This window comes from Natrarchaeobaculum sulfurireducens, assembly GCF_003430825.1.
Lineage (GTDB): Archaea > Halobacteriota > Halobacteria > Halobacteriales > Natrialbaceae > Natrarchaeobaculum > Natrarchaeobaculum sulfurireducens.
Genome location: NZ_CP024047.1, coordinates 2,128,090 through 2,152,866 on the forward strand (window position 1 = coordinate 2,128,090; position 24,777 = coordinate 2,152,866).

At 62.9% G+C, this 24,777-nt stretch carries 29 protein-coding genes, 1 tRNA gene and 1 other RNA gene; 15 read left to right on the forward strand and 16 right to left on the reverse strand.

The window, feature by feature from the left end:
* Nucleotides 1-26: 26 nt before the first annotated feature.
* Nucleotides 27-2,153: a PAS domain-containing protein gene (locus AArc1_RS11630; RefSeq protein ID WP_161958294.1), complete on the reverse strand. Its 2,127-nt coding sequence runs from the start codon at nt 2,151-2,153 to the stop codon at nt 27-29.
* A gap of 164 nt (nt 2,154-2,317) precedes the next feature.
* Here AArc1_RS11630 and AArc1_RS11635 point away from each other — a divergent pair, with 164 nt between their 5' ends.
* Nucleotides 2,318-3,292: a radical SAM protein gene (locus tag AArc1_RS11635; protein WP_117364528.1), complete on the forward strand. Its 975-nt coding sequence runs from the start codon at nt 2,318-2,320 to the stop codon at nt 3,290-3,292.
* 120 nt (nt 3,293-3,412) lie between these two features.
* Here AArc1_RS11635 and AArc1_RS11640 read toward each other — a convergent pair whose 3' ends face one another.
* The 4 genes from AArc1_RS11640 to trpC are packed head-to-tail and all read right to left on the reverse strand — an operon-like array spanning nt 3,413 to nt 7,305.
* The gene (locus AArc1_RS11640) at nt 3,413-4,210 is read right to left on the reverse strand and encodes a 2-amino-3,7-dideoxy-D-threo-hept-6-ulosonate synthase (RefSeq protein WP_117364529.1); all 798 of its coding nucleotides are present in this window, start codon (nt 4,208-4,210) and stop codon (nt 3,413-3,415) included.
* 24 nt (nt 4,211-4,234) lie between these two features.
* Entirely contained in the window at nt 4,235-5,176 is a 942-nt protein-coding gene (gene trpA, locus AArc1_RS11645) for a tryptophan synthase subunit alpha (protein WP_117364530.1), read from the reverse strand.
* Entirely contained in the window at nt 5,169-6,473 is a 1,305-nt protein-coding gene (gene trpB / locus AArc1_RS11650) for a tryptophan synthase subunit beta (protein ID WP_117364531.1), read from the reverse strand. The genes trpA and trpB overlap by 8 nt, the downstream gene beginning before the upstream one ends.
* A gap of 49 nt (nt 6,474-6,522) precedes the next feature.
* On the reverse strand, nt 6,523-7,305 hold the full coding sequence (gene trpC / locus AArc1_RS11655; RefSeq protein WP_117364532.1) for an indole-3-glycerol phosphate synthase: 783 nt from the start codon (nt 7,303-7,305) through the stop codon (nt 6,523-6,525).
* A 191-nt stretch (nt 7,306-7,496) separates the two neighbouring features.
* Between trpC and AArc1_RS11660 the strand changes: the two genes are divergently transcribed.
* Nucleotides 7,497-7,967 carry an MGMT family protein gene (locus AArc1_RS11660; RefSeq protein ID WP_117364533.1) on the forward strand — a complete coding sequence of 157 codons (471 nt, stop codon included), beginning with the start codon at nt 7,497-7,499 and terminating at the stop codon, nt 7,965-7,967.
* A 21-nt stretch (nt 7,968-7,988) separates the two neighbouring features.
* On the opposite strand, the gene AArc1_RS11665 is transcribed toward AArc1_RS11660, so the two are convergent.
* Nucleotides 7,989-8,807, reverse strand: a complete 819-nt coding sequence (locus tag AArc1_RS11665; RefSeq protein WP_117364534.1) for a phosphatase PAP2 family protein — start codon at nt 8,805-8,807, stop codon at nt 7,989-7,991.
* Nucleotides 8,807-10,579: an ABC transporter substrate-binding protein gene (locus AArc1_RS11670; protein ID WP_117364535.1), complete on the reverse strand. Its 1,773-nt coding sequence runs from the start codon at nt 10,577-10,579 to the stop codon at nt 8,807-8,809. Before AArc1_RS11670 ends, AArc1_RS11665 begins: the two co-directional genes overlap by 1 nt.
* 141 nt (nt 10,580-10,720) lie before the next feature.
* On the opposite strand from AArc1_RS11670, the gene AArc1_RS11675 reads away from it, so the two are divergent.
* The 3 genes from AArc1_RS11675 (at nt 10,721) to AArc1_RS11685 (ending at nt 12,209) form a co-directional block, all read left to right on the forward strand.
* Complete coding sequence (locus tag AArc1_RS11675; protein WP_117364536.1) at nt 10,721-10,999, forward strand: ribonuclease P protein component 4; 279 nt, start codon at nt 10,721-10,723, stop codon at nt 10,997-10,999.
* 62 nt (nt 11,000-11,061) lie between these two features.
* Nucleotides 11,062-11,310, forward strand: coding sequence for a YhbY family RNA-binding protein (locus AArc1_RS11680; RefSeq protein WP_117364537.1), 249 nt, complete (start codon nt 11,062-11,064; stop codon nt 11,308-11,310).
* A complete protein-coding gene (locus AArc1_RS11685; protein ID WP_117364538.1) occupies nt 11,307-12,209 on the forward strand; it encodes a mechanosensitive ion channel family protein in 903 nt (300 codons plus the stop codon). Before AArc1_RS11680 ends, AArc1_RS11685 begins: the two co-directional genes overlap by 4 nt.
* 67 nt (nt 12,210-12,276) lie before the next feature.
* On the opposite strand, the gene AArc1_RS11690 is transcribed toward AArc1_RS11685, so the two are convergent.
* The 4 genes from AArc1_RS11690 to ffs form a co-directional block, all read right to left on the reverse strand.
* Entirely contained in the window at nt 12,277-13,071 is a 795-nt protein-coding gene (locus AArc1_RS11690; RefSeq protein WP_117365878.1) for a LolA family protein, read from the reverse strand.
* A 49-nt stretch (nt 13,072-13,120) separates the two neighbouring features.
* Nucleotides 13,121-14,071, reverse strand: coding sequence for a DMT family transporter (locus AArc1_RS11695; protein WP_117364539.1), 951 nt, complete (start codon nt 14,069-14,071; stop codon nt 13,121-13,123).
* Nucleotides 14,072-14,162: 91 nt separating this feature from the next.
* Nucleotides 14,163-14,957: a helix-turn-helix domain-containing protein gene (locus AArc1_RS11700; protein WP_117364540.1), complete on the reverse strand. Its 795-nt coding sequence runs from the start codon at nt 14,955-14,957 to the stop codon at nt 14,163-14,165.
* Between the two features lie 130 nt (nt 14,958-15,087).
* Nucleotides 15,088-15,399, reverse strand: an RNA gene (gene ffs / locus AArc1_RS11705) — signal recognition particle sRNA.
* Nucleotides 15,400-15,537: 138 nt separating this feature from the next.
* Here ffs and AArc1_RS11710 point away from each other — a divergent pair.
* Both AArc1_RS11710 and AArc1_RS11715 read left to right on the forward strand, forming a co-directional pair.
* A complete protein-coding gene (locus AArc1_RS11710; protein ID WP_117364541.1) occupies nt 15,538-15,858 on the forward strand; it encodes a DUF5798 family protein in 321 nt (106 codons plus the stop codon).
* Nucleotides 15,859-15,940: 82 nt separating this feature from the next.
* Nucleotides 15,941-16,921 carry a PLP-dependent cysteine synthase family protein gene (locus tag AArc1_RS11715; RefSeq protein WP_117364542.1) on the forward strand — a complete coding sequence of 327 codons (981 nt, stop codon included), beginning with the start codon at nt 15,941-15,943 and terminating at the stop codon, nt 16,919-16,921.
* A 67-nt stretch (nt 16,922-16,988) separates the two neighbouring features.
* Here AArc1_RS11715 and AArc1_RS11720 read toward each other — a convergent pair whose 3' ends face one another.
* From AArc1_RS11720 to AArc1_RS11740, 5 genes are all read right to left on the reverse strand, one after another.
* A complete protein-coding gene (locus tag AArc1_RS11720) occupies nt 16,989-17,264 on the reverse strand; it encodes a hypothetical protein (RefSeq protein WP_394341239.1) in 276 nt (91 codons plus the stop codon).
* Between the two features lie 177 nt (nt 17,265-17,441).
* Nucleotides 17,442-17,852: a CoA-binding protein gene (locus AArc1_RS11725; RefSeq protein WP_117364543.1), complete on the reverse strand. Its 411-nt coding sequence runs from the start codon at nt 17,850-17,852 to the stop codon at nt 17,442-17,444.
* A gap of 63 nt (nt 17,853-17,915) precedes the next feature.
* The gene (locus tag AArc1_RS11730; RefSeq protein WP_117364544.1) at nt 17,916-18,536 is read right to left on the reverse strand and encodes an RAD55 family ATPase; all 621 of its coding nucleotides are present in this window, start codon (nt 18,534-18,536) and stop codon (nt 17,916-17,918) included.
* A gap of 160 nt (nt 18,537-18,696) precedes the next feature.
* The gene (locus tag AArc1_RS11735; RefSeq protein WP_117364545.1) at nt 18,697-19,548 is read right to left on the reverse strand and encodes a geranylgeranylglycerol-phosphate geranylgeranyltransferase; all 852 of its coding nucleotides are present in this window, start codon (nt 19,546-19,548) and stop codon (nt 18,697-18,699) included.
* A 127-nt stretch (nt 19,549-19,675) separates the two neighbouring features.
* On the reverse strand, nt 19,676-19,858 hold the full coding sequence (locus AArc1_RS11740; protein ID WP_117364546.1) for a DUF7511 domain-containing protein: 183 nt from the start codon (nt 19,856-19,858) through the stop codon (nt 19,676-19,678).
* A 167-nt stretch (nt 19,859-20,025) separates the two neighbouring features.
* On the opposite strand from AArc1_RS11740, the gene AArc1_RS11745 reads away from it, so the two are divergent.
* The 8 genes from AArc1_RS11745 to AArc1_RS19070 all read left to right on the forward strand — a co-directional run bounded on the left by AArc1_RS11745 (nt 20,026) and on the right by AArc1_RS19070 (nt 24,652).
* A tRNA-Arg gene (locus AArc1_RS11745) sits at nt 20,026-20,100 on the forward strand.
* A 165-nt stretch (nt 20,101-20,265) separates the two neighbouring features.
* On the forward strand, nt 20,266-20,505 hold the full coding sequence (locus tag AArc1_RS19375) for a DUF7563 family protein (RefSeq protein WP_117364547.1): 240 nt from the start codon (nt 20,266-20,268) through the stop codon (nt 20,503-20,505).
* Complete coding sequence (locus AArc1_RS19520; protein ID WP_267130067.1) at nt 20,498-20,629, forward strand: hypothetical protein; 132 nt, start codon at nt 20,498-20,500, stop codon at nt 20,627-20,629. Before AArc1_RS19375 ends, AArc1_RS19520 begins: the two co-directional genes overlap by 8 nt.
* Nucleotides 20,630-20,741: 112 nt before the next feature.
* Complete coding sequence (locus AArc1_RS11755) at nt 20,742-21,257, forward strand: hypothetical protein (RefSeq protein WP_117364548.1); 516 nt, start codon at nt 20,742-20,744, stop codon at nt 21,255-21,257.
* Nucleotides 21,254-21,763, forward strand: coding sequence for a DUF488 family protein, N3 subclade (locus tag AArc1_RS11760; protein WP_117364549.1), 510 nt, complete (start codon nt 21,254-21,256; stop codon nt 21,761-21,763). Before AArc1_RS11755 ends, AArc1_RS11760 begins: the two co-directional genes overlap by 4 nt.
* Nucleotides 21,763-21,963 (forward strand): hypothetical protein, encoded by a 201-nt coding sequence (locus tag AArc1_RS11765; protein ID WP_117364550.1) that lies wholly within the window; start codon nt 21,763-21,765, stop codon nt 21,961-21,963. The genes AArc1_RS11760 and AArc1_RS11765 overlap by 1 nt, the downstream gene beginning before the upstream one ends.
* Complete coding sequence (locus AArc1_RS11770; protein ID WP_117364551.1) at nt 21,960-23,618, forward strand: winged helix-turn-helix domain-containing protein; 1,659 nt, start codon at nt 21,960-21,962, stop codon at nt 23,616-23,618. The genes AArc1_RS11765 and AArc1_RS11770 overlap by 4 nt, the downstream gene beginning before the upstream one ends.
* Before the next feature lie 782 nt (nt 23,619-24,400).
* Nucleotides 24,401-24,652, forward strand: a complete 252-nt coding sequence (locus tag AArc1_RS19070) for a hypothetical protein (RefSeq protein ID WP_186336595.1) — start codon at nt 24,401-24,403, stop codon at nt 24,650-24,652.
* Nucleotides 24,653-24,777 lie beyond the last annotated feature (125 nt).

Genomic DNA, 24,777 nt, shown 5'->3' on the forward strand with positions numbered 1-24,777 from the left:
CGGCGTCCACTCGAGTCTCTGTGCCGTTACTCGACAGAGCGCGCCCGCTCGAGTTCGATCGTGACCACGCTTCCGCGCGGGTCGTTTTCTTCGAAGCTGAGACGACCACCGGATCGGCGGACGACCCAGTAGACGAACCAGAGACCGAGGCCGCTACCATGTGAGAGGTCGGACTCGGTTTGCGTTTCGTCGAGGATCTGTCGTTCCATCTCCGGGATGCCGGGGCCGTCGTCGGCGATGCGAACGGTCACCGTCTCGTCGACAGTGATGTCGATCTCGAGGGTCGGTGTTGACCGATCCGCGTGGCGAGACGCGTTGTCGACGAGTTCTTCGATGGCTTCTTCGAGCCGGTCCGTTGCCGTGGCGATGGCTTCCCCGGGTGTCGAAACACGGATGTCGACTTCGGTGTCGTGAACGGAGCTGACAGCGCGTTCGACTGCCACACCGACGTCGACTGGCTTCCGGCGAGCCGGTTCCGAGAGAAGCGACGTGATCTTGCGTCCTTTCTCTGCAGTCTCGAGGAGGCTGGTTGCACTCTCGACGATGCGTTCGGCGTGGGTTACGTGGGTCTGGGTTCCCATCGCCTGGATTACCTCTGCGTGTCCGTTGATTACGTTCAGTTCGTTCCGAAGGTTGTGTCTGAGTACACGATCTAACGTGTTCAGCTGTCGTTCTTGCTCTTTGCGCTCGGTGACGTCGGTCTGAATCGCGACGAACTCCTGGACGTCTCCATCGTCGGTGATGGGAGCGATCGTCTGATGAGCGTGGTAGATATCGCCGGATTTGCGGCGGTTGACGATCTCTTCTTCCCACAGCTCGCCAGCGAGGATCGCGCTCCACTGTTCCTGGAAGTATCGGGTATCCATCTGGCCGGAGTTGAGAATACTGGGCCGTTCACCGATCGCCTCTTCGGCTGCATATCCCGTGATTTCCTCGAACGCAGGATTGACGTACGTGATCGTCCCGTCGACGTCGGTGAGAAAGATGGCGTGACCGGCGGCTTCGATCGCTTGCCGGAAGCGGGCGAGTTCTCGCTCGCGTGCCTCCCGTTCGCTCACGTCGCGGCTAACTGCGAGGATCCGTTCGTCGCCGTCGATCTCGAGTTTGTTCAGCCAGACTTCCGCAGGGAACGTCGAACCGTCTTTTCTCCGGTGGACGCCGACCAGTTCGTGTCGATCGCCGATACTCATCTCCGCCCACCGTCGACGGAGTGTTTCAGCATCGACGCCGACTTCGAAATCTGGGACCTCCATCGAAAGCAGCTCCTCACGCGTATATCCCAGATTCTTCGCGTGTTTCTCGTTGACGTCGTAGATGGTTCCGTCGAGCCCGTGGACGATGATCACATTTGGCGACTGGTCGAACAGGACCTGTAGCCGCTCTCGATTGCGCTCGAGTTCCCGTTCGCGTTCCTTTTGGGCCGTCACGTCGCGAACCGTTCCGTAGACACAGCGCGGATCACCAGCCTCGTGTCGGGGATCGGCCTGGATACGGACCCATCTGGTCTCCGCCGCTTTCGCGACGATCCGAAACTCGAGATCGATCGAAACGCCACAATCGATCGTCTGGCCGAGTTCGTTCCGGAGCGTGCGTCGATCAGCCGGATGGACGGACTCGAAGACTGTCGTCAGTCCGTCGGCCGTGGGACGTCGACAGCCGAAGAGCTCAGCAGCCCGATCGTCCCACCAGAAGTCGTCGGTACTGGAGTCGTACTCCCAGACGCCGATACCACCGATCTCGAGAGCTGCCTCGATGACCTCCCTGGAACGATCTCGATCGCGGTCTCGATCGAGTGATTCCTCGAAGCGTCGGACGACGTACGCCTGATCGTCGTGTTCGGTTCGTTGGGTGGCGACAACGACGCGACGTCGCTCGCCGTCCGACCGTTCGACCTCGAGCGGCGAGCCGTCGACCAGTCGTTCCACCCGCCCGTCGTCTGTGAGTGCTTCGCCGTGGGCCGTTCGCGTTCGCTCCGGGTGGAGGTCGAGTAGCTCCCGTCCACACAGCTCGTCTCTCGAGCAGCCGAGAAGCCGCTCTGCAGCATCGTTGGCTCCAGTGATCCGCCGACTGTCGGCCTCGGCGATCACGGTCGGCTCCGGGATCGCGTCGAGGACGGTAGCCGCTGGAAGCGAACCGAGCGGGGTTTCGTTCACCGTGACCGGAATGTAGTCAGTTTCGACAGATAAGCCCTCGTATCGCGGAGCGCGTCGCCATCGCGACACATGTACTCTCGCTGTATTGTCTAGTGTAACCTCGGCTGACCGTCCGAAGTGGTGTCACGCGACACACGTATGTCTCGTGGCTGCGAACGACTGTCATGAGCGTCGATCCGTCCGCAGAGACGCCGAACTATCGACAGCTCTCGGCTGTGGAGTTCGATGACCGAATCGCAGACCTCCGTGAACGGTACGCCGACTGCGATCTGTGTGCGTACGACTGTGGCGTCGACCGAACGGCCGGGCAGATAGGAGCCTGTCAGTCCGACGATACGGCACACATCGCCTCGTATTTCGCCCACTTCGGCGAAGAAGACTGCCTGCGGGGCCACAACGGCAGCGGCACGATCTTTTTCGCCCGCTGCAACATGAAGTGCGTCTTCTGTCAGAACTTCGAGAGCAGCCACGACGCCCAGGGCGAGCCAGCTACGCCGGTGGAGATCGCCGAGATGGCCCTCGAACTCGAGGCCAACGGCTGTCATAACGTCAATCTCGTCTCGCCGACCCACCACTCACCGCGAGTCCTCGAGGCGATCAAGCTCGCGAGCGAACGGGGTCTCGAGGTGCCGATCGTCTGGAACTGCGGCGGCTACGAGTCGCCGGAAATCCTCGAGCGCCTCGAGGGGATCGTCGACATCTACATGCCGGACGTCAAGTGGTCTGAGGACGGCGCTGCGGCGATGTACTCGAAGGCACCGAACTACTGGGAGACCGTCCAGGAGTCAGTACGCGAGATGCACCGCCAGGTTGGTGACCTCCGACTGGACGACACCGGAATCGCGACTGGCGGCCTCCTCGTGCGCCACCTCGTGATGCCGAATCACGTCGAGAACGCGGAGCGGATTCTCGAGTTCGTCGCCGAGGAACTCTCCGAGGAGACGTTCGTCAACGTCATGGCGCAGTACCAGCCGTACTACAAGGCCAAAACGGAGGAACGCTACGCGGATATCGGTCGTCCGATCACTCCCGAAGAGTATGAGGCCGTAATCGCCTACGCCTGCGAGGTCGGGCTCGAGCGACTCTCGCTCGACGCGTCGATGCTCGAGAGACGCTCGGGACTCCTCGGATACTTCTGATGCTGCCGGACAGAACGAGTGTGAGCATTCATTATTCCCGTCAGACGAATGCGCTTGACTGAGTTCTATCTAACAGTATGAGTCAGAACGTGATTCGAGCAGGATTGCTGGAAAACGTGCTCAGGCTTCGAGGGCAAGACCCGCCCGTTTGAGGGCGTCGTCGGTCTCGAGGTCGTCGTGGATGACGCCTGAGACGGCGGTGGCGATGGCTTCGGGATCGTCGTGCTGGAAGATCGATCGACCCATCGAGACGCCGGCGCCGCCCGCATCCATTACGCCACGAACCATCTCGACGGTCTCGCGGTCGGTTCCTTTCGAGCCGCCGGCGATGACGACGGGGAGTCGGGTCGACTCGACGACGTGCTGGAAGCTCTCGGCGTCGCCGCTGTAGCCGGTTTTGACGACGTCAGCACCGAGTTCTTCTGCGAGGCGGACAGCGTGGCCGAGGGACTCTGCGTCCGTCGAATCGATGCCGGGACCGCGAGCGTAGGCCATCGCCAGGACCGGGAGGCCATACCGGGCGGCGTCTCGGCTGAGTTCGGCGAGGTCCTCGATCTGTTTCGGTTCGTACGTCGAGCCGACGTTGATGTGCAAGGAGACGGCGTCGGCACCGGCCCGGAGAGCTTCCTCGACCGTGGCTGTCATCCGCTTGTCGTTTTCGTCCGGGCCGATCGTCGTCGAGCCGTTGACGTGGACGATGTAGCCCTTGCCGTTTTTATTTTCGTGGACGCGCGGGGCGACCCCTTTTTGTGTGAGGACGGCGTCAGCACCGCCGCGAGTGACGCCGTCGATCGTCGATTCGATGTCTTTCAGTCCTTTGACGGCTCCCATCGTAATCCCGTGGTCCATGGGGATGATGACGAATTTGCCGTCTGTGCCGATTCGCTCGAGTCGTGCCTCAGTGCCTGTGGTGGTCATTGCGGATCAGTAGCAAGCTTGCAGTTATGGGTGTTCTGGTTCCGGGGCGTCCGGATCGGGTCGGCCGTCGCCGGTGCCGCGGACCGCGCCGGCTTTGAGTTCGGTCGCTTTCGCCTCGAGGCGGTCGACGCCCTCGGCAGTGTCGTCGCTATCGGCGATGATGTCGATGAGTGCGCTACCGACGATGACGCCGTCGGCGCCCGCCTCGACGATCTCGGTCGCGTGGTCGCCCTCGCTGACGCCGAAGCCGACCGCTTTTGGGACGTCGTAGTCGGCGAGACGTTGCAGACTCTCGTGGGTCGCCGTCGAAACGTCACCGCGCGCGCCGGTCGTCCCGAGTCGCGCCTGGACGTAGGCGAAGCCGGACACCTGGGACATGATGGTCTCGAGGCGTTCGCCTTCGGTCGTCGGCGCGACGATGAAGACGAGGTCGAGTCCGTGCTCGTCACAGGCCGCCCGGAGCGGGTCGGCCTCCTCGGCAGGGAGGTCGGGAACGATGATCCCCGAGAGCCCGACCTCGGCGGCGCGTTCGACGAACGGCCGGACGTCCGCCTCGGGACCGTACTGCAACACCATGTTGTAGTATGTCATCACCAGCAGCGGTGCCTCCGTCTCGAGGTCGTCGACGAGGTCGAAGAAGCCGTCGGGCGTGGTGCCGGCCTCGAGCGCGCGGTTGATCGCCGCCTGGATCGTCGGCCCCTCCGCGATCGGCTCGGAAAATGGCAACCCGAGTTCGATCAGGTCCGCCCCACCGCGGTCGAGGGCTTCGACGTACGCTTTCGTGTCCTCGAGCGACGGGTCGCCCGCGGTGACGTAGGTGATGAGCGCGGGGTCGTTCTCGCGGATCGTGGCCTCGATGTCGCTGTCCGTACCGCCATCGGCGCGAACGGCTCGCTCCTGGCCGTCACTCCCCGTTCGGTGGTTCCGAGGATCTCCTCCCGCCGGTCGTCGATCCTCGCTATTCACCGTCGAACACCTCCACGTCCGGTGCGGCCTCGAGGTCGCGTTTCTCGGTTTCCTCGAGGACGGTCTCTAGGTCCTTGTCGCCCCGGCCGGAGACGTTGACGACGATGAGGTCGCCGAGGTCCCCGTGGGACTCCTCTAGATAGCCGAAGGCGTGGCTCGTCTCGAGGGCGGGGATGATCCCCTCGAGTCGGGAGAGTCGGTGGAAACCGTTCAGTGCAGCCTCGTCGCCGACGCTGACTGGGGTGACCCGCCCCGTCTCGACGAGATGGGACAGTTCGGGGCCGACACCGGCGTAATCGAGGCCTGCGCTCACGCTGTGTGATTCCATGATCTGGCCGTCGCCGCTCTGGAGCAGTTTCGTCATCGCGCCGTGGAGGACGCCGTCGGTGCCCGTCGAGAGCGTCGCGGAGTTGGGTGCCAGCGCGTTCTCCTCGTCGATCTCGAGGCTCGAGCCGCCGGCTTCGACGGCGTACAGCCCGACGTGCTCTCGCGGGCTCTGCCCGCTCGAGTCATCCGTGGAGCGTAGCTCCGCGCTCTCCTCGTCGTCGACGAACGCGTGAAACGTCCCCATCGTGTTCGAGCCGCCGCCGGCACAGGCGATCACGCTGTCGGGGAGTCGGCCGGCCTGCTCCTGGATCTGCTCGCGGGTTTCCTGACCGATGACGGCCTGGAAGTCCCGGACGAGTTTCGGGAACGGGTGGGGGCCGACGATGCTCCCGATGACGTAGTGGGTGTTCTCGACGGTCGTCGCCCAGTCGCGCATCGTCTCGTTGATCGCTTCCTTCAGGGTGGCGCTACCGGCGTCGACGGGGTTCACCTCGGCACCGTTCATCCGCATCCGGTAGACGTTCGGGCGCTGGCGATTGACGTCGGTTCGACCCATGTAAATTTCACAGGGCATCTCGAGGTGGGCTGCGGCCATCGCCGTCGCCGTGCCGTGCTGGCCCGCGCCGGTTTCGGCGACGATCCGTTCTTTGCCCATGTACTTCGCGAGCAGGACCTGCCCAAGGGCGTTGTTCAGCTTGTGTGCGCCGCCGTGGAGGAGGTCCTCGCGTTTGAGATAGATCTCGCGATCGTAGCGCTCGCTCAGTCGGTCGGCCCGTTGCAGCGGCGTCGGCCGGCCACCGAACTCGCGGAGCCGCTCGCGGAACTCGTCCATGAAGCCGTCCTCGTTCTCGAGGACATACCGCTCGTAGGCGTCCTCGAGTTCCTGCAGCGCCGGCATCAGCGCCTCGGGGACGTACTGGCCGCCGTAGTCGCCGAACGTCGGGTCGGCGTCGCGGTCGTCCGTACTCATGGTTTCTCTCCGTTCGTCGCGTCGGTCGTCGGTTGTGGTGTCCTCATGATCACTCGTCTCCTGTCGTCGCCTGTGTCAGTCGTCGTGTGTTCGCCGTTATGTCCGTCTCTCCAGTACCGTAGTCCATGATCGCGCTGCCGACCAGCAGGGCGTTTGCGCCCGCCTCGCGCATCCGTCGGACGTCTTCGGGCGAGGAGATACCGCTTTCGGCGATCAGGGTGACGTCGTCGGGTACCTCGGTTGCCACCGACTCGAAGGTTCCGAGATCGACCTCGAGTCGAGCCAGATCGCGGTTGTTGACGCCGATGAGGTCGGCACCTGCTTCGAGAGCGGACTCGAGTTCCGCTCGGTCGTGAACTTCGACCAGCGGTTGAAACCCACGCTCGCGAGCAGCTGCGACGAGCGCCTCGAGATCGTCGACGAAGCGTGCGATCAGCAGGAGCAGATCGGCCTCGACGACGTCCAACTGCGCTTCGTGCATGATGAAGTCCTTTCGGAGGACCGGGACGTCGACGGCATCTCGAACCCGTCGCAGGGACTCGGCGGAGCCGCCGAAGTGATCGGGCTCGGTCAACACCGAGATCGCCGTAGCCCCGCCTTCGACCATTGCCTCGGCGAGAGCCGCAGGATCGTCGTCTCGAGTCCCCTCGGCGGTTGGACTCGTCGGTTTCACTTCGGCGACGACCGGCACGCGGCCCGCCGCCTCCGCACGGTCGATCGCGTCCGACAGCGAGCGTGCGTCGACAGAGACGCGGTCGCCGCCTCCCGGGCGCTCACGAGCGGCCTCGAGGATCGAAGCCACCGCGGGCGCGAGCTCCGTTTCGGAGTTCATTGTTGTACATCAACGTACTCATATGTACAAAAGCCTTGCGTCATCGGAACCCCGTTGGTGGTCGATCGGCCCACTTGTTTTGTCGCACGTACAACACAACCCCGTCTGTGAACGTGCCTCGAACACCCTGACCGAAGACGGCGGAGCCGAGACCGGCGATTATTCAAGTCCATGGTCCGTATTCACGGTGCATGGAGGACGTCACGGACGCCGGTATCTACGCGCGGGAATCGACGTATCTCGACCGATACGTACAACTCGGCGTAGCCAGCGGACGCGTACTGAGCGTCTCGTTTCCGGAGACACCGGACGGAGAGGCAGAACCCGAACATCCCGTTCTCGAGCAAATCTTCGAGTACTTAGACGGCATCGAACCCGTCACGTTCGAGAACGTCCAGGTCGCACTGACGATGCCGACTGACCAGCGGGCGGTGCTCGAGCAGGTTCGAGAGATCCCGTACGGAAATCAGGTCGACGTCGAGCGCCTCGCTCGAATGACTCCCGAACTCGACCCCGACAACGAGGACGATCTTATTCTGGTCAGAACGGCACTCGACGAGAACCCTGCGCCACTGTTGCTCCCCGACCACCGGGTACGTGACGGGCCGAGCGCCGCGCCGCCGGCCATCGAGCAGAAGCTCCGGTCGCTCGAGGAACTGTAGCGACCCCGTCCCAGCGCTGGATCACCGACTGCCACGCAGCGACGCCAGTGACCAGCGACCGACGAGGTGGCCCGCGAGGACGACGCTAACGTACGCGAGGCCGATCCCCGCGATGACATCGATCACCCAGTGAATGCCGAGATACATCGTCGAGATCGCCACCGAGACACCGAGGATCGCGGCCACGACGTTCCAGACCGGATAGACGTCACGCGTCCGCCAGGCGAGGAAAGCGACGGTCGCCGCGAGCGAGGTGTGCAACGATGGGAAGACGTTCGTGTTCCGGTTGACCTGTCGGGTGAGATGCTGGTACTGTGGGTACGTGTCGTACAGCAGTGCCTCGACGAGTTCGGGCATCAGGTTGCGCGGGCCGTAGGCGATCACGAGCGTGTACAGCAAGAGCCCGAGCGCGTAGTTGAGCGTATAGGCAGTCAACAGCTCCCGGAGCGGCCGGGTGTTCGAGAGCGCGAAGTAAGCGACGACCGGAAACACCAGCATGAAGACGTAGGCGTAGATGTAAATAAACGAAAAGTACGCCGTTAGCCACGGCGTCGCCTGGTCTTGCAGCCAGAGGATGAACTGCCCCTCGAGGTCGTAGATCGGGTACCAGGTGAATTTCCACCTGATCATCCACGAGAGGTCCGGGATGACCTCGCGGGCTACGCTGTTTAACAGCAACACGACAGCCAGGAAGATGGTGATCGGCGCGGCTGCTCGCACGCGCTCTCGCCACTCTTTGTGCGTATCCCGGAGCCGGTAACGGCCGACGACGACTGCGATGCCGACGATCGTAAACAGGCTGACGACCACCGCCAGCTGGGCCAGGACCTGAACCAACATCAGCGTCTCACCCGAAGCGTTCCGTCGTCTGCGTACCGATAGCCCGCCTCTTCGAATGCGTCTCGCGCGGCGGCGAAGTCTACCTCTCCGTTGGTCCCCAGAAACGGCGTGACCGGGTCCGCACCATCCCACTCGAGTTCCTCGGGCAGCCACTCGTCGCTCACCGGCGCGGCGACGGGCCGAGCGTGGCCGTCGAACACCGTCTCGACCAACCACGCCTTATCGAGCACCTGCGCTACCGCTCGACGGAAGTTCGGGTTGCTGAAGGGTGCCCGCCGCGCGTTGAACCCGAGGTGGTAGAACGACCAGGACTCGGACTGGTGGACGTCGACATCGTCACCCGTCTCCTCGAGGACGTCGTCGACGACGTAGCTCTCGAGTGGAAGGCTCGTGACGTCGGCGTCGTCGCTCTCGATGAGTTCGATCGCCGAGGTGCTGCGAGGATCGATCTGGAACCGGACGCCAGCGGCCGGCTCTGGGAGGTCGACGGCATCACGGAGCGTGAAGTGGTCCTCGAAGCGTTCGAACGCGACGTAATCGCGTTCGCTTCGGTCGTCGAACCGGTAGGGGCCACTGCCGACCGGCGGGACATCGTCAGTAACGAGTGCCTCGGTCGTCCCCTCAGCGATCTGAACACCCGGGACGGTCGCGGCTGCGGCACGCTCGGTCCAGACGTGCGCCGGCAGGATCGGTGCGAGCAGTGCGCGCTCGGCGACCGCCTCGCTCGCCTCGATCCGTAATTCGAGGTGACGGCCATCCTCGTCGTCGTACGAGACGTCCTCGACGGCCGACACGTGGCCGCGATAGAGCGGCGTCGGGGCCGAAAACTCCCGCCGACCGAGTGTCGTGTCAGCGAGCAACTCGTAGGTGAAGGCAACGTCCGCCGCCGTGACCGCCTCGCCGTCGTGGAACGAACACTCCTCGCGGAGTTCGAGGTCGACCGTCCCATCGTCGATCGTCCAGTCGGCTGCGAGCCAGGGGCTCACCTCGCCGTCAGCGTCGATCGTTGCCAGCGAGTCGTAGACGAGCGAGGCGATCGTCCCCTGCTCGCGGTACTCCGCAGAGAGCGGATTCAGGTTCTTCGACACCCTGGCATCGGTGTGTACCGCACGGATCACCGCCTCGTCGTCGGCCGCCTCGAGGCCGAGATAGCCGTGACGCGTCGCGAGGTGACCGTCCTCCCAGCCGCCGAACCGGTCGGTCCGGACGAGTCGGTACTCTTCGGGGACACAGATCGAGACGAACGGCTGTTCGGCGGTGACGGCTTCGAGCGTCTCCGCAATGGCCGTCTCACGCTCGTCGTCGCCAGCGTCCCGCTGGCTCTCGAGGAGGTCGTCGACCACCGTGTTCGCGAAGCCAAAGGGGTTCTGCCAGCCCGCTTCGTCGGCGTATCGCGAGTGTAGACTCTCATAGAGGAAGTCCGGGTCGACATCGCCGGGGTGGCGACCGACGTAGAGGTCGAAGTCGTGGTTGACCAGGATCGTTCGTCTACACTCTTCTTCGGCTTGCATGTCGATGTCGACGGCGATCCCGACGTCCTCGAGTGCCGACCGAATCGCGCGGGAGAGTTGGATACTTTCCCGGTCGCCGTCGGCCGGCACCGTCGTAATGGTTACCGAGAGCTGTTCGATCTCGTCGCGATTAACGGCACTACGGACCTGTCTGACGCAGCCGCTGGTCGCGACCGTCAGGCCAACCCCACCCGCTGCCAGCATGGCGCGACGGCTCGTGTCGAGTCTGTCGCGGCCGCCGTCCGGCACGGATCCGTTCATCGGTTTCTCGTGTGAATTCAGCCGTGGCAGTATAACTGCATTGCGTTATCTCGTCCAACTGGAACGTTCGCGCCGGAACAATGGGGCAACCGGGCGACAGCGGACGAAACACCAATACGTGAACCGACGAAACACCTGTACATGGACGTCGCCGCCGAACGTATCGACCGGCTCGAGGCCCTCGCTCGAGCGGCGACGAAAGCCGGCGAGGAAGGGCGCGCCAGGGAATACGTCCGGCTCGCACGGCGGATCGCCGAGCGTAATCGGCTCTCGCTTCCGAAATCGTTCAAGCGGTCGACCTGTGACGCCTGCGACGTGTACCTCATTCCAGGCAACAACGCCCGTATCAGACTCCGGAACGGTCACGTCGTCGTCACCTGCTCTTGTGGCACCCATGCGCGATATCCGTACGACGAGTAGCCGAATCAGATTCTCGGTCCGTTTCGCGAAGATTCAAATCACAGGCCCGGCTATGGCGCGTTATGGATCAACAGGAACTCAAACGCCGTGCACACGACCTCGACGTCACCGTCTGGGTCGGCAAAAGTGGTATCGACGCCGTTGTCGACGAACTCGACGACCAACTCGCAAACGAAGACCTCGTAAAGGTAAAATTCCTCCGGGCAGCCCGTGCGGGCAGTTCAACTGACGAGAAGGCGGCTGACCTGGCCGACCGTGTCGACGCCGAACTCATCGAGACTCGTGGACACACAGCCGTGTTCTACCGATGACGCTGCCTCTCGTGGCACTCGAGGCCGGCCCGATCAGAGCCACGCTCGAGCAAGCGGGGCTTCCCGAGCCCGTCGCGACCAGCGCGCAAGGACTTATCCTGTTCGTCCTCGCTTTCCTTGCCGTCTGGGTGGTCGGGCGAGCAGTCGTCCTCCCGCTCGTGAGCCGCGCACTCGACAGCCGCGAGGTCGATCGACACGCCCAGGTTCCACTGGTGAAGATCACGCGATTCGGCGTCCTCTTCGTCGCCGTCGCGATCGCGTTTGGCTTCGCCGGCTTCGGCAACTTCCTCGTCTCGATGGCCGGTATCGCTGCGGCCGGCGCGCTCGCAATCGGGCTGGCCATGCAGAACGTGATCTCGAACTTCGTTTCGGGCGTCTTCATTTACACCGACAAACCGTTCAAGATCGGCGACTGGATCGAGTGGGACGACCATTCGGGAGTCGTCGAGGACATCAGTTTGCGCGTGACGCGTGTGCGAACGTTCGATAACGAACTGTTGACGGTGCCGAACTCTGCACTCACCGAGAGCGTCGTCAAGAACCCGACGGACGCCGACCGGCTTCGCTTGAAGTTCGTCTTCGGGATCGGCTACGGCGACGACATCCAGCAGGCAACGGACGTCATCGTCGAGGAGGCCGAACGCCACCCCGACATCCTCGACGATCCCGCTCCGACCGTCCGGCTGACCGAACTCGGCGACTCCGACGTCGGCCTTCAGTCGCGGTTCTGGATCGCCGACCCTGGCCGCGCCGACTTCGTCCGGATCAGAGGCGAGTACGTCACCGCCGTCAAACGACGCTTCGACGAGGAGGGCATCGATATCCCCTACCCCGTCCGAACGCTCGAGGGGGGCCTCGAACTGGCCGAACCCGCGGGCATCACACAGCCCCTCGAATGACCGATGTCCGGCCGCGTCGACACCCGGCGGCCGACGCTGGCGTCAGCGACTGTCACAGGTGACGCGACTACTCGAGGTCGTCGGCCGTCGCGTTCTCAGGGGGATCGAACGCGGACGTCCCCTCGTCGACGTCGTTGAAGATCACTGTCTCGAACCGCTCGGTAAACTCGTAGGGCTCCCCGTCGACATCCTCGCTGACAACGCGCTCTTTCAGCGGATAGTCGTACTCGGCATCGATCCAGACCGTCTGTTCGGTGACCTCGAGTTCGTCGGCTGGATCGACCGTCTCGAGGGCGTAGACGAACTCGGTGTCGCCAACGAGGACGGAGACCCCATCAGTGACGGCCTCGTCTTTCGCCGTCACGTCGAGTACGTGGGCCTCGCGGTCGGCAACCGTTTCGGTGCCGCGATACTCGAGATCGTAGTACTCGAGCCGGTCGGCCGCCACGTCGGCTCGGGCCATGCGTACTGCTTCGCTCTCGTACGACTCGTTAGCCTCGTAGACGCTCACGGTGTTCGCCGTAGGATCGTACCACCACGAGCCAGCCGCGTTGGAGACGTAGAGAGCCCCCTCGCGGTCGGCTCTCTCTGACTCGAGAACCTCGCTTCGATACTCTGCGTACGGTCGTTCGGTCACAGCAACGCGTTCGGCTTGTGTTTCATCGCCGGCCGTAACGACGGTCGTCCGCTCGCCCGAGACGGCTTCGAGGTCCTCGGCGTGGACGAACGCTGCCTCGAAGACCGCTTCGGGATCAGGGTCGTCGGGACCGTCCGTGGACGGAACGGCGGGTGCCTGACAGCCAGCCACCAGCATGAGAAACGCGACGAGTACGACCCCGGCCGAGACGCGGTGACGGTTCATCATGTAATAGAAGATAAACGACGACTGTATGCTTTACCTTCCGCGGCGATTACGCGTCAGAACTCGTCGAGACGAGGAAGACGCCTGCAGCCATCACGACGCCGCCAAGGACGAACCGGGAGCCAAGCGACTCGCCGAGCAGCGTCGCGCCGAGCAACGCCCCGACGAGCGGCTGGGCGAAGAAAAACGCCGAAACGACGGTGGCGTCGACGTATTCCATTCCCTTGTACCAGAGGTACCAGGCTGCAGCCGTCCCGAGTACGCCGAGATACAACACCGCGACGACCAGTTCCGGCGTCACCACGATCGACCGCAGCGAGGTGCCCGTCGTCACGACCTCGAGCGGGACGAGTGCCGCGAGCATCGGCACGGCAGCGACACACGAGTACGTCGCCGTCTCGAGCGCCGAGTACCGCTGAACCAGCGGTTTGCCCCAGACGGTATACAGCGCCCACGTTGCACCTGCAATCACGAGCAAGACGACGCCGGAAGCCGCAGCACCGGCCAGCTCCGAGAGCTGATACTGGCCCGAGAGAACGACGACTGTCCCCGCAGTCGCCAGCCCAATGCCGACGAGCAGGCGGCCAGTCAGACGCTCACCAAGCAGCGTGACACCGAGTAAGACCGTGAAGATCGGCGTCATGACGGTAATGAGCGATCCCTGACTCGCGGTCGTGAGCGCCGTTCCCAGAAACTGCGTCGCTAGCGAGACGGTGACGACGCCGCCGAGGAGCGCGAATCCTGCAAGATCGCTCCGAGAGAACGTCCGTCGGGGGTAGAACAGTCGGACGACGGTGAGCAAGACGACGGCGCCGACGGCCACTCGCATGAACGCAAGCGTAAGCGGCGGCACCGAGTCGAATCCCCACATACTGACGACGTAGAGCCCGCCCCACAGCGCCGCTGCGGCCATCGGAGCCAGCGCGAACAGATACTTCGAGAACCGTGCCAACACAGTCGGCGTCGAAAGCGACACGCCCGTAGTTCGAGTCACGTACATCTGTTTCGACCGCCACCCGTTGGCTGCTCTCGTTAGGATGTTAACCCCCAGTATGCTGGGATAATTGTCCGCGTTAGTATCTTAACCCGTGTCAAGCACTCCCGTGACGATCGGGTTCGCGTCGATCTCTCCCACGACGACCGGTCTCCCGGCGGGCACCCGGCTGCCGTCCGTCTCCTCTCGGGTCGGCGGACTCCAGGGCGGCCTTCGTCGGCGCGAGCACTTTTCGCTCGGCACGCCGGAGCGTCTTCGAAACGGCTGCGTCGGAGACCTCGAGCGAGGTAGCGAGATCACCGAGCGTCGTCGACCGTGGGACGGCGTAGTAGCCGTCCTCGACGGCTCGCCGGAGCGTTCGGCGCTCTGTCGGCGTCAGTTCGCGTACGCCATCGAGGACGGCTGAACCGACGGTTTCTGCCCAGAGTCCCTCGAGAACCGTCTCGGGATCGAGGCGGCGTCGGTCGTGGAGTTCGTACTCGTCTTCGGTGCGATCGAGCGTCTCGAGCGCCCGATCAGCGGCGGCCTCGTCGTCGAACCCCACTTCCCACCGTTCGCGTCCGTCGACGTTCTCGAACGGACCCGTGAGGTAGCCATCGTTTTCGACGATCGTTCCCATCGTCTCTGTGGTCCCGAGCGTGAGTCGCGCTCTGGCGGTCGATCCCGACTTCGCCAGCAGTTCGAACCGTTCCGTTCCCTCGTGTGAACTGAGTATCTCGAGTCCGTCCTCGAGGGCCGTCCGATCTCGACCCTCGGCGAGCACCCGGAGCTCGAGGCTCGAGCGGTCGTGGTGGTAGTGCCAGTGGGGTGTGACGAACGCAACGTCGTGGGTCCTGCTCGCCGCGCTCAGCGGACAGTCACACTGGCGAACGGACAGCGAGAGGTTGATCATACGGGAACCTGACGGCCGACGAGTAATCCCCTTGCGATTACGGCGAACGGGTCGTCGACGTGGCCGGAAGCGATATCCGGATACGACCGTGCGCGAAAGCAGTGGCTGAGTGTCGCTAAAATCGGTATGAATGGTGGATTCCGCGATTGCCCGGCGTTCCGGCCGGGGGAATCCCGGTTGCCTCCTCCACCCCGCAACCCGTCGAGCGACAGGTGTCCGGCGGTCCACTGCTCGCTTCCGCGCCTGATGGGCTGTCGCCGATCAACCACGATGGATCGTCCCTGCGGACGGCCACCGTGGACCGCTGTCCCCGACGGACGAGGCTTCTCTGTTGGCTCCCGGGGCCCCGGCCGGTCTGACCGGACGCCCACGGCATTTGGTCCCCGCTAAAGGCCATACTGCGGGTGACGAGCAGGGCCTAACTGCCCGACCTATCCATCTTCCCGTAGGTGGTTGCAACTTAAGGACCTTTCGTCTCCCGAATCGACCGCCGGCAAGCCGTTGGCCTGGTCAACAGCCGGTGGTCCATCGCGTGCGAGAGAGGAAAAGGCCCATTAGCCAGCCACCGCATCGACACGACATGGGACTTGGAAGCACTGCAAAGAAGCTACAGGGACTCTCGGATCGCGCCGAGGCGATGTACAAACAAGTTCAGGAACTCCAAAAGCGGATCATCCACCTCGAAGAAGAGGTCGACGACACCCACGACACGGTGAAACGACTGGATCACCAGCTCACCGAACAACGGGCGCTTTTGCTCGCGATCGCCGACGAACTCGACATCGACGGTGAGGAGGTCCTCGCAGAGGCAGCGATCGACGAAGCTGAGCACACGTCCGAAGACGCTGGAGACGATACCAGCGACGAGAGTGATTCGAGCGAGACGACTGTGGAACCGTAACCAACCAACCAACTGCGACCTTTTCTCAGCCCGCCGGAGCCAACAGCAAAAGCTAACAGTAAAGGCAACTTTTGCCAGAACGATGACGACCCACGAGCGACCGTTGGACTCGGTACTCGAGACGATCGGTCGGACGCCGCTCGTCCGGCTGCAGGACGGTCCCGACGGCGTACGGATCTACGCGAAACTCGAGTCGTTCAATCCCGGAGCGAGCGTGAAAGACCGGATCGGCCGCTACATGGTCGAACGGATGCTCGAGCGTGGTGACGTGCCGGCCGGTGGAACGATCGTCGAACCGACGGCGGGGAACACCGGAATCGGACTGGCCATCGCAGCCCAACAGCTTGGACTCGACGCCATCTTCGTCGTCCCAGAACGGTTCAGCGTCGAGAAACAGCAGCTGATGGCCGCCCTGGGCGCAGACATCATCAACACACCCACCGAGGACGGCATGGGACGTGCAATCGAGCGCGCGTACGAACTCGCCGACGAACTCGACGACGCAGTCGTGCCACAACAGTTCTCGAACCCGCTCAACGCCGAAGCCCACTACGCGACGACCGGCCCCGAGATCTACGAGGCCCTCGACGGCGAGGTCGGTGCGGTCGTCGCTGGCTGTGGAACTGCAGGGACGCTCATGGGAATCGCTCGGTACGCACTCGAGCAAGACCCCGACACTTACGTCGCCGCCGTCGAGCCCGAGGGCTCGCTTTACGGCGAGGTCCTCGGCGCAGCCCGCAAGGAAGACGAGTACAAGATCGAGGGAATCGGTACGCACAACCCGTCGACGAACGAGCTCTTCGATCCCGAACTCGTCGACGACGTCTATCCGGTTTCGGACGAGCGAGCCCACGACGAACTCAAACACCTCGCGCGAGCAGAGGGACACCTCGTCGCCTCGAGTGCCAGCGCGGCCAGCGTTGCAGCGAAACGCGTCGCCAGCGAGATCGACAACGGTGAACTTACGACACCACACGAAACGGTAGTAACGATCTTCCCGGACTCGAGCGAACGATATCTCTCGAAAGGAATCTATGGCTCGTTCGACGAGTGGAGTTCCTAGCCAACGAACCGAGAAGACGGTGTCTCACGCAAAATCCCTGTGACGGCGTTCTCCGCCCCGTCGCAGGCTACTGGTCGTGATCAGTGGGTTCGAACGGGGGCTCGTGCTCACCCAGTGACGACATCGGGGAGACGTCCTGCGGTGGCGCGTCTAGCGAGTCGGACGATCGCTCGAGGGCTTGTGCATCGACGACCTCGAACGTGTCGTCGCGCTCGACCTCCCAGACCCGGAGAACGAGGTGTGCCTTGCAATGGTGTTCGACCAGTTCCATCCCCGTCTGCCGGTTCCTGAGCACGAGTTGGCAGGTTCCATTGTTCGAACAGTCCCCGAACTGGTCACACATGAATTCTACTCGCCCGTAGACTACTTGCGGGTAAGTCTCTGTCGGTGGTTACAATGATGCGGTAGGTCTCCATGACGGCTGTCGCGATCGGAAACGACAATTGCGCTCGAGCCCGTTTTCGGGTTTTCGGCTCGTCTCCGGATTGACTCGACCCCTCGCTCGGCACCCGACCGGACCTTACGCGATGAGGCGCCGATGCTCGACTTTCATACACCGGTCTTGAACGACTGCGCGGCCATTGGCCTCGGCCCGCGCGACCGCCTCGTCGTCGCGGATCCCCAGTTGGGTCCAGATCGAATCGACGTCGTCGCGCTCGAGTGCGTCGCCGACGATCCCCTGGACCTCCTCGCTCGGACGGAACACGCAGACGACGTCGATCTCGTCTTCGACGTCGGCCAGCGAGTCGACCGTCTCTCGGCCGAACACCTCGTCGGCAAACGGGTTGACTGGAACAATCTCGTACCCTTGCCCGAGGAGATACGACGGGACGTCGTGTGCCGCTTTCCCCGGCGTACTCGAGCAGCCAACGACGGCAATCGTCTCGTCCTCGAGAATGTCCCGGATGGCGGCGTCGGTTTCGACTGGCATGCTCTGGTATTTGGGGGGCCAGGAATAACTCCTCGTCGACTGATCGCTGGTCGGTGCTGACTCTCAGAGGCCAGCGGTCTCGATCGTCGGCTCGTCGCCTCCACTGTCTTCGACCGTGATCACGCCGTCGAACAGTTGTTTGAGCGTGTTCATCGTCTGTTCGTCGTGCGCCGTCGCGTCGATGACGTACAGACCCAGCGCATCAGCGCTCTGAATTCGACCGGTAAAGACGTGCAGGAACCGAAAAACGGTCTGGAGATTCGAATACATCAGCAGCGTCGACACCGAATGCACGAGGACACGGTTGTTCCGCACGCCACGTCCCTCGTAGAACTCCTGAAGGTACTCTGAGAGGTTGATCCCGATACCCGTCATGTCGACCGGTGACGACGCGTACTTGATCCGGGGGTCGTCGTCAACCGTGCCGATACCGCGTTGTTTCGTGACGCAGTCGACGATGCCGAGGTGATCGGTGTTCCCCTCGAGGTTTCCGGTGAACTCCTCGAGGACCTTGTCGCCACTGTCTTTTGTCGTGACGACGATCGTCCCCTCGTTGTGAACGATCCCGTTTCTAAGGATATCGTATGCGAGAGTACGCTTTCCCACCATCGGTGGGCCAACGATCAGAACGTTCGTTCCCGGATCGATTTCAGCCACCGGAACGTCGTCTACCAGGTCATACATGTCGGATAGTCACTAAGTTCTACAGCCGCGTCGACGACCACTACTGATACCGCTGTCCACACCTGATCTGGTAAGAAAATACAGTATCCAGAATATAGTCCTTTTGATTACTTACTAGTTGTTGATGGTTATTGGTTTTAGGGACGCACGGGGACTTGAATTAGACGCCGCCGAACTCGAGGGCACCGCGGCCAATAATAAACGCCAGCGCGGCGAGAAACATGCCGTACTTGAGCTGGACCTGTCCAGCCGTCGGATCGTCGAAGCTCCTGGCCACACCGTAGAGCATGATCGCATCGGCCGGAACCACGACGACCAGATAGGCCGCACCGAAGTATCCGAGCAGGTACGGGATCGGGCTTGCGGCGACGCCAACGGCCAGCAGACCCGTCGCGATGACGAGCGCACGGCGTTCCCCGACCGCGATCGGTAACGTATTCAACCCCTCCTCGAGATCCCCCTCGAGGTCCTCGACGTCCTTGACGATCTCTCTCGTCAACGTCGCGATCGCCGCGAGAACGGCGAGAACGACGGCTGGCCCGACCTCGCCGACAGCCGCTGCCCCGAACAGGAACGTACTTCCGACGAGGTAAGCTACCAGGGCGTTACCCAGACCGGGCAGTCCCTTGAAGTATTCGGTGTACGCCACGAGTGCGAGGAGATTGATCCCAGCGATGGCGATTGCTACGACGGGAAGCGTGACCGCAAACCCGACCGCCATCGCGAAGAGGACGACACTAAAAACAAGCGCCCCGCGCGGACTAACCGCTCCACGCGGGATCGCCCGCTCGGGCTGGTTGATCCGGTCGATTTCCCGGTCGAAGTAGTCATTGATCGCGTTTCCAGCCCCAACAGCGAGGCCGGTTGCCGCCACGGCCGCCCCAGTCTGGAGCGGGTACGCTGTGACACCACCAGCAACAAACGAACCAATGAACGTCAACACGCTCGCTGCGATCACATTTACCGGCCGCGTCAACTCGACTAGCCCACGAACCGTCTCCACCGCTGCCATAGCCACCCGTCCTCAGGCGGTGTGGTTAAACGGTACGGTCTCGTCCGCTCGACGATCGATAGACACCAACTCCCCACCACGACCCGCGACCGGTACGGCAACGGACTCGACTACCCGCGCAACGCAGTCACCGCCACTCCTCGAGGTCACAGAGGACATCGGCGTCTACCGAGATCCACTTGCACATCCGGTCTTCGCCAGTTGCGTCGACGGGGACGGCGGTCCAGACGCGTTCGTCGTCGGTGAGTAGTTCCAGCGGCACACCGCTGCACTGGGCATCCTCCGGCACAGGAGCGTCGTTCACCGTCATGGTATACTCGAGTCTTGGTTCAACCCACATAGGCTACCTCCGGTAATTTTCATCGGCTGAGAATCAAAACCGTCGTCGAGCTGGCGCTCGAGTGTGGTACGCTTGGGGATAGCAACAGCAGTCGAAATCGAGTGACTTATACAGAGTCGCCGGGAAACTGAGTGTAAGGGCGCTTAGCTCAGTCTGGACAGAGTGCTTGGCTTCGGACCAAGTTGTCGCGGGTTCAAATCCTGCAGCGCCCACTCCGAAACGGGTTGTTTCTACACTAATACTAACTTCCCAGTAGAAGCTTCTGACCGCCCGGTTTCATCGGTTTCTCCACTTTGGCCCGAGGGGCCAAAATCTGATCCAAACGACCAACCCGTTGCGGCACCTCGCTGTCATGCGATTCCATTCACAAACACGGGGTGGTCTGCGTGAGTTCCACGCCCTGGAGCCCGGTCGATCAATCGGCCTGTATTCACTGTGGAGCCCACGTCACACAGCAGTTCGCTCGTGTCTTCGGTGACGATCGCGACCGCGCCCACCGTTGCGGTGAATGCGACACCTACGCCCGTCTGAGCCGTGGCTCCGCTGCCGGGCTCGAGGTGTCAGTCCCAGACCCGGAGACGTCGAACGGTCGTCATGGAGGTGAGCCCGATGCGTAAAGCGGTGTTCGTCCCTGCGAGCGAACTGTACGACGTCTCGAGTAGGACGCCCATCGTCCATCCCGCCTACCTGGTGACTGACAACGACGTCCGTCAGACGTTCGAGGACGGTGGTTCTCAATGAGTCGTCTCGTCGAGTCCGACGAGTGTGAGCGGTGCGACGAGTCGATTCCGGCCACCCAGCGGCTCTGTGCGAGCTGCGCTCGAGAGGTCCGCCGTGCTCGGGGTGGTCCGCTGTGAGTTCTCGAGCGTCGGAACTCGAGAGTTCGAAAGCCAGCGGGGACGCCCTCGAGGCCGACTTGATCCAGCAGATTGACGCTCTCGAGTACGTCGGTGACCGAACGGCCACTTGGCACGACGCCCGGACTACGACGCTCCTGGAGCCGAGCGAGTGGCTGCCGTTCTACAGCATCGTCGTCGTTGAACCGGACACGCCGGTCGAGATCAAGGGCTGCCAGGTCGAGACGAGTAACGGGTCCCGCTCGACCCGCGGCCGGTTCTACGTCAAGCGTGCGGCCCACGAGCGGCTGCTCGAGGCCGCCGGGATGTACCTGTTTGTCGTCTACGTCCCGCGGCCGGGGCTTCCCCAGGTGGCTCGTGCGCTCGTGCCGGCGTCGATCGTCGACGAGTTGCTGCGCGCGAAGTGGTACGACGTTGCCGGCTCGCGCTCGGAGTCCGAGGTTGCGAAGCTCACCTGGTCGGACGTGATCGATCCGGGGACCGTCGACCTCGCAGGGGGTGAGCGGCTGTGACGGTCCACACGACCTATTTCGGCGGTGTCAGTCAGTACGAGCCGAGCGAGAGCGCTGACGTCTTCGGCGTCGTTCGTTACCCGAAAGAGTTCGTCGAGCGGGTGACTGACCGGAACATTCCGGCTGTTGCACCTCCCGAGGACCTGCTGACCGCCTACAAGACCGTCGAAGAGGCCGCCGAGGACAATGGCGAGCCGAACCCCGCCGCGATCGCGTGGAACTCGGTCAGCTACGAACGTCGTTATCTCGATTACCTCGAGGGGCGGGGACAGCAAGCAGTCCTCGCCGAACTGGTCGAAAGAGCCTCTGAGCACGACGTCTGGCTGGTCTGCTGGGAAAAAGACGCGCGCTGGTGTCACCGTCGGTTGCTGGCGAACGTAGTCGTTGCCCAGCTCGAAGACGTCGAGATCGTCCACCATCCCGACCCGACGACGATCCCCGTCACGGAGGCGAGCGACGACGAGAGCGGCCCCACGCTGGCCGACTTCGCGTCTGGGGGTGCCTGATGGTCGACCTGACCGCCTTCGGCCTCGAGCCACAGGAGGCGTCAGCAGGCGACGAGAGCGACGACGTGAACCGGGATGCTGCCGAGGTCTGGTCGGCGTGTGTCGACTGCGAGTACGCCGGCTACGACGTCAAAGAGCGGACACGGTACACCGTTCCGCTCTGTCCGACGTGCTTCGCTGACCGGGAGGGGTTGCAGTGAGTATCGACGTCTCCGACGACCCGGTGCAGTTCGACGACGTCACCGGGTCCGAAGCCGACACATTTCCGCTCCCTCGAGCCCACGGTGCAGCAGTCAGTAACCACCTCGCCGACGTCGTGAACCCGGACGCGGATCGGGCTGCTGACCGTGGCACCCTGTACGATCGAGCCCTCACCTACTGGCGTGAGCACGTCGGTGACGTCGAAGAAGAGCCGTATCTGGCTGTGGAGGACTTCGACGCCGACTGGCTGCCAGACGGCAGATACGCACTCATCTTGACGTCCTCGCGGTGGAAAGCCGGCACCGGCACGGGTGACGACTATCGAGCATACTACGAGCAGCACCTGAAGCTGCGTGAGTACGACGTCGACGACGGCGAACTGCAGCTGCGGAAGCCGCCGCTGGCGTTGCACGTCGAGATCATCCCCCAGTTCGAGCAGATGGTCTACAAGAGCGGCGACCCGCTCGAGTGCCCGTACGGCGAGGGAACCCGGCTGCTGGGCTGGACGACGTGGGCTGAAGATCCGTTCGAGATCGAGCGGCGGATGTACGACGCCCTTCGAGCGGTGTACGGTCCCGGCGCAGTTGACCTGGACGATCGCGTCGACGAGGCCCGCCGGCTTCCGAAGGCCGAGGCGCACATCCGGTTTGACATTGACAAGAAAGCGCCGCTCATCGAGACGCTGGACCAGTCGAAAGCACTCATCGACTGGGGTGGGGATTCGCAGATCGAAGCCCACCAGAAGCGTCAGAAAGAGGGGTGGCTCGAGTGGGTATTCACGAGCGACCGCTGGCACCTGCTTGGATTCGAGCCACAGCGATACAGCACCGAGGTGAAGGTCTATCAGGCAAACGACTGGCACCGGAAGCCCCGCAGCTACTACGCTCATCATCCGAAGCTCGAGGCGTCTTACGCCGGTGTCGATCGGGGTAAACTCCCGCACGTCTCCGAGTGGGACGATGTTCTCGAGCACCTGCGGACGGTCGTCGCGACGCACGCACGATGGGCCGGTATCGAACGATCGGACCTCATCGAAGACGACTATTTCGATGGGCCACAGTCAGAGCCGTGGGACTTCGAGCGGCCGACAGGCCGCCGGCAGATGCTCAAACGTCGGTACGAGGACCTTTCGACCGACATCTACCGCGAAGCGCTCAAGGAGTCCACCACGGCCGTCTACGACATCCTGCGGGTAATCGCCGAACACGACGGTGCGAACTATGACGCCCTCGAGGAACGCACCGGGCTGGCGAGATCGACGGTGCGGTACCACGTTCGACGACTCGCCGAGGAGGGGATCGTCTACCGAAAGGGCAACCCCGTGATGGTCTACTTCGTCTCCGAGGTCGTCCTGGAGCGAGCCCGCGAGATCCTTCGCGAGGTTCGACCCGAGGACACCCCGGAGGACCGTGACGGACGGGCCGAGGAACGCCGTGAGCGCCGCGAGAAGCAACAGGAGGACGCAGACGATGACCCGGGGGGCACGGGCAACGAGAACGACGAGGACGCCAGCAGCACCGGCGGGACCGGCTTCGAGTATCTGGCCCGACTCAGTGCGTCCATCCACGACGTCGCCTATCTAATCGAGCGCGACCAGCTCGACGATCGCGACGTCCGGGTCCGTCGCGACGATCTGCCGCCACCACTGCGGTAGGTCGTCGTTGGCCGGGTTTGTCCGGTGAATAGCTACAGCAGTCGGTTTCGTCCCTTTCTTTCACACCTGCGTGACAGTGTTCCCTGGTTTCCTATCCGACACGTGTGTTTTTCGACGCGAATTTCACTTTCACCTGGGTGTAAGCGAGCGAATTCCCTCGAGGTTCGGCCAGTTTCGTCGCTCGAGGCGTGGAAACGAACCGGCAGAATACCGGGTTTTCAGCCCCGAAAGCGGGTGATTTGGGCCGCCGTTCGCGCACCGCGACTAGCAGGCACCCCTACGGTAAGTGCCCCTAAGGGGGCAGGGTAATTGCGCGGCGCGCAGAGCGCGCGCCGCGCTAGCGCAAAGACGTACCAGCCGATACCGGGCGGATGAGTAGGCCCTACGGCGGCCCCGCGGGATGGCGGGACCTCGATAGCTCACCTTGCCGAGTCTGCTTAGGAGGGAGGACTGATTGAAATATGCAGGTTGTGATGTAGCTCAGGACTCTTGCAGAATACAGAGCGCGAATGTGTCACAGGTAGGGGGCTGATCTGCAAAGAGAAGTGATCGGTGAGTACAGAGGGGTCACGTAGCATATCGAGGATTAGTGGTTTTTTCGTCAGTCCGTACTTTCCACCTGTCAAGAAAATATGTGATACCACCGTCACCAAGTTATATAGGAGTCTGACCTATGATGGTGTGAGTCGGTTGCGGAATTCCCGCTTTACAAGGCTCAATAGAGGTAAGTAGCCATGGGTGACGACCAAAACCACACAGGAGATGAAATCGAAACTGAAACTATGCGGGCTACCCGCCGAACCGTAATCCGTGGTGCGGGTGTCGCCGGACTCCTCACCATGGGCGTCGGCACCGCCAGCGCACAACGGGGGCGGCAAGCACAGCAACAGTCAGCGGCCAGAGGAAAAGGGAAAGGGAAAGGCCCACAGCTCCCGCCGAATGCGGCACAAAGAGCCAAAGACATCATCGACATCAAATTCCCGGGTCGTGGAGGTGGTGACAACGGCGGAAACGGTGGCGGCATTGGCGGATAAGCCGATACGCGGGCAACAGCGGGTTCTTTTCGCAAATGATCAATCACTAACTGTGAGATACCGACCAGCAGAATCATCGGTCTCGGCGTAATACCAATGGGCCTTTGTGCTGCACTCATCCTCTG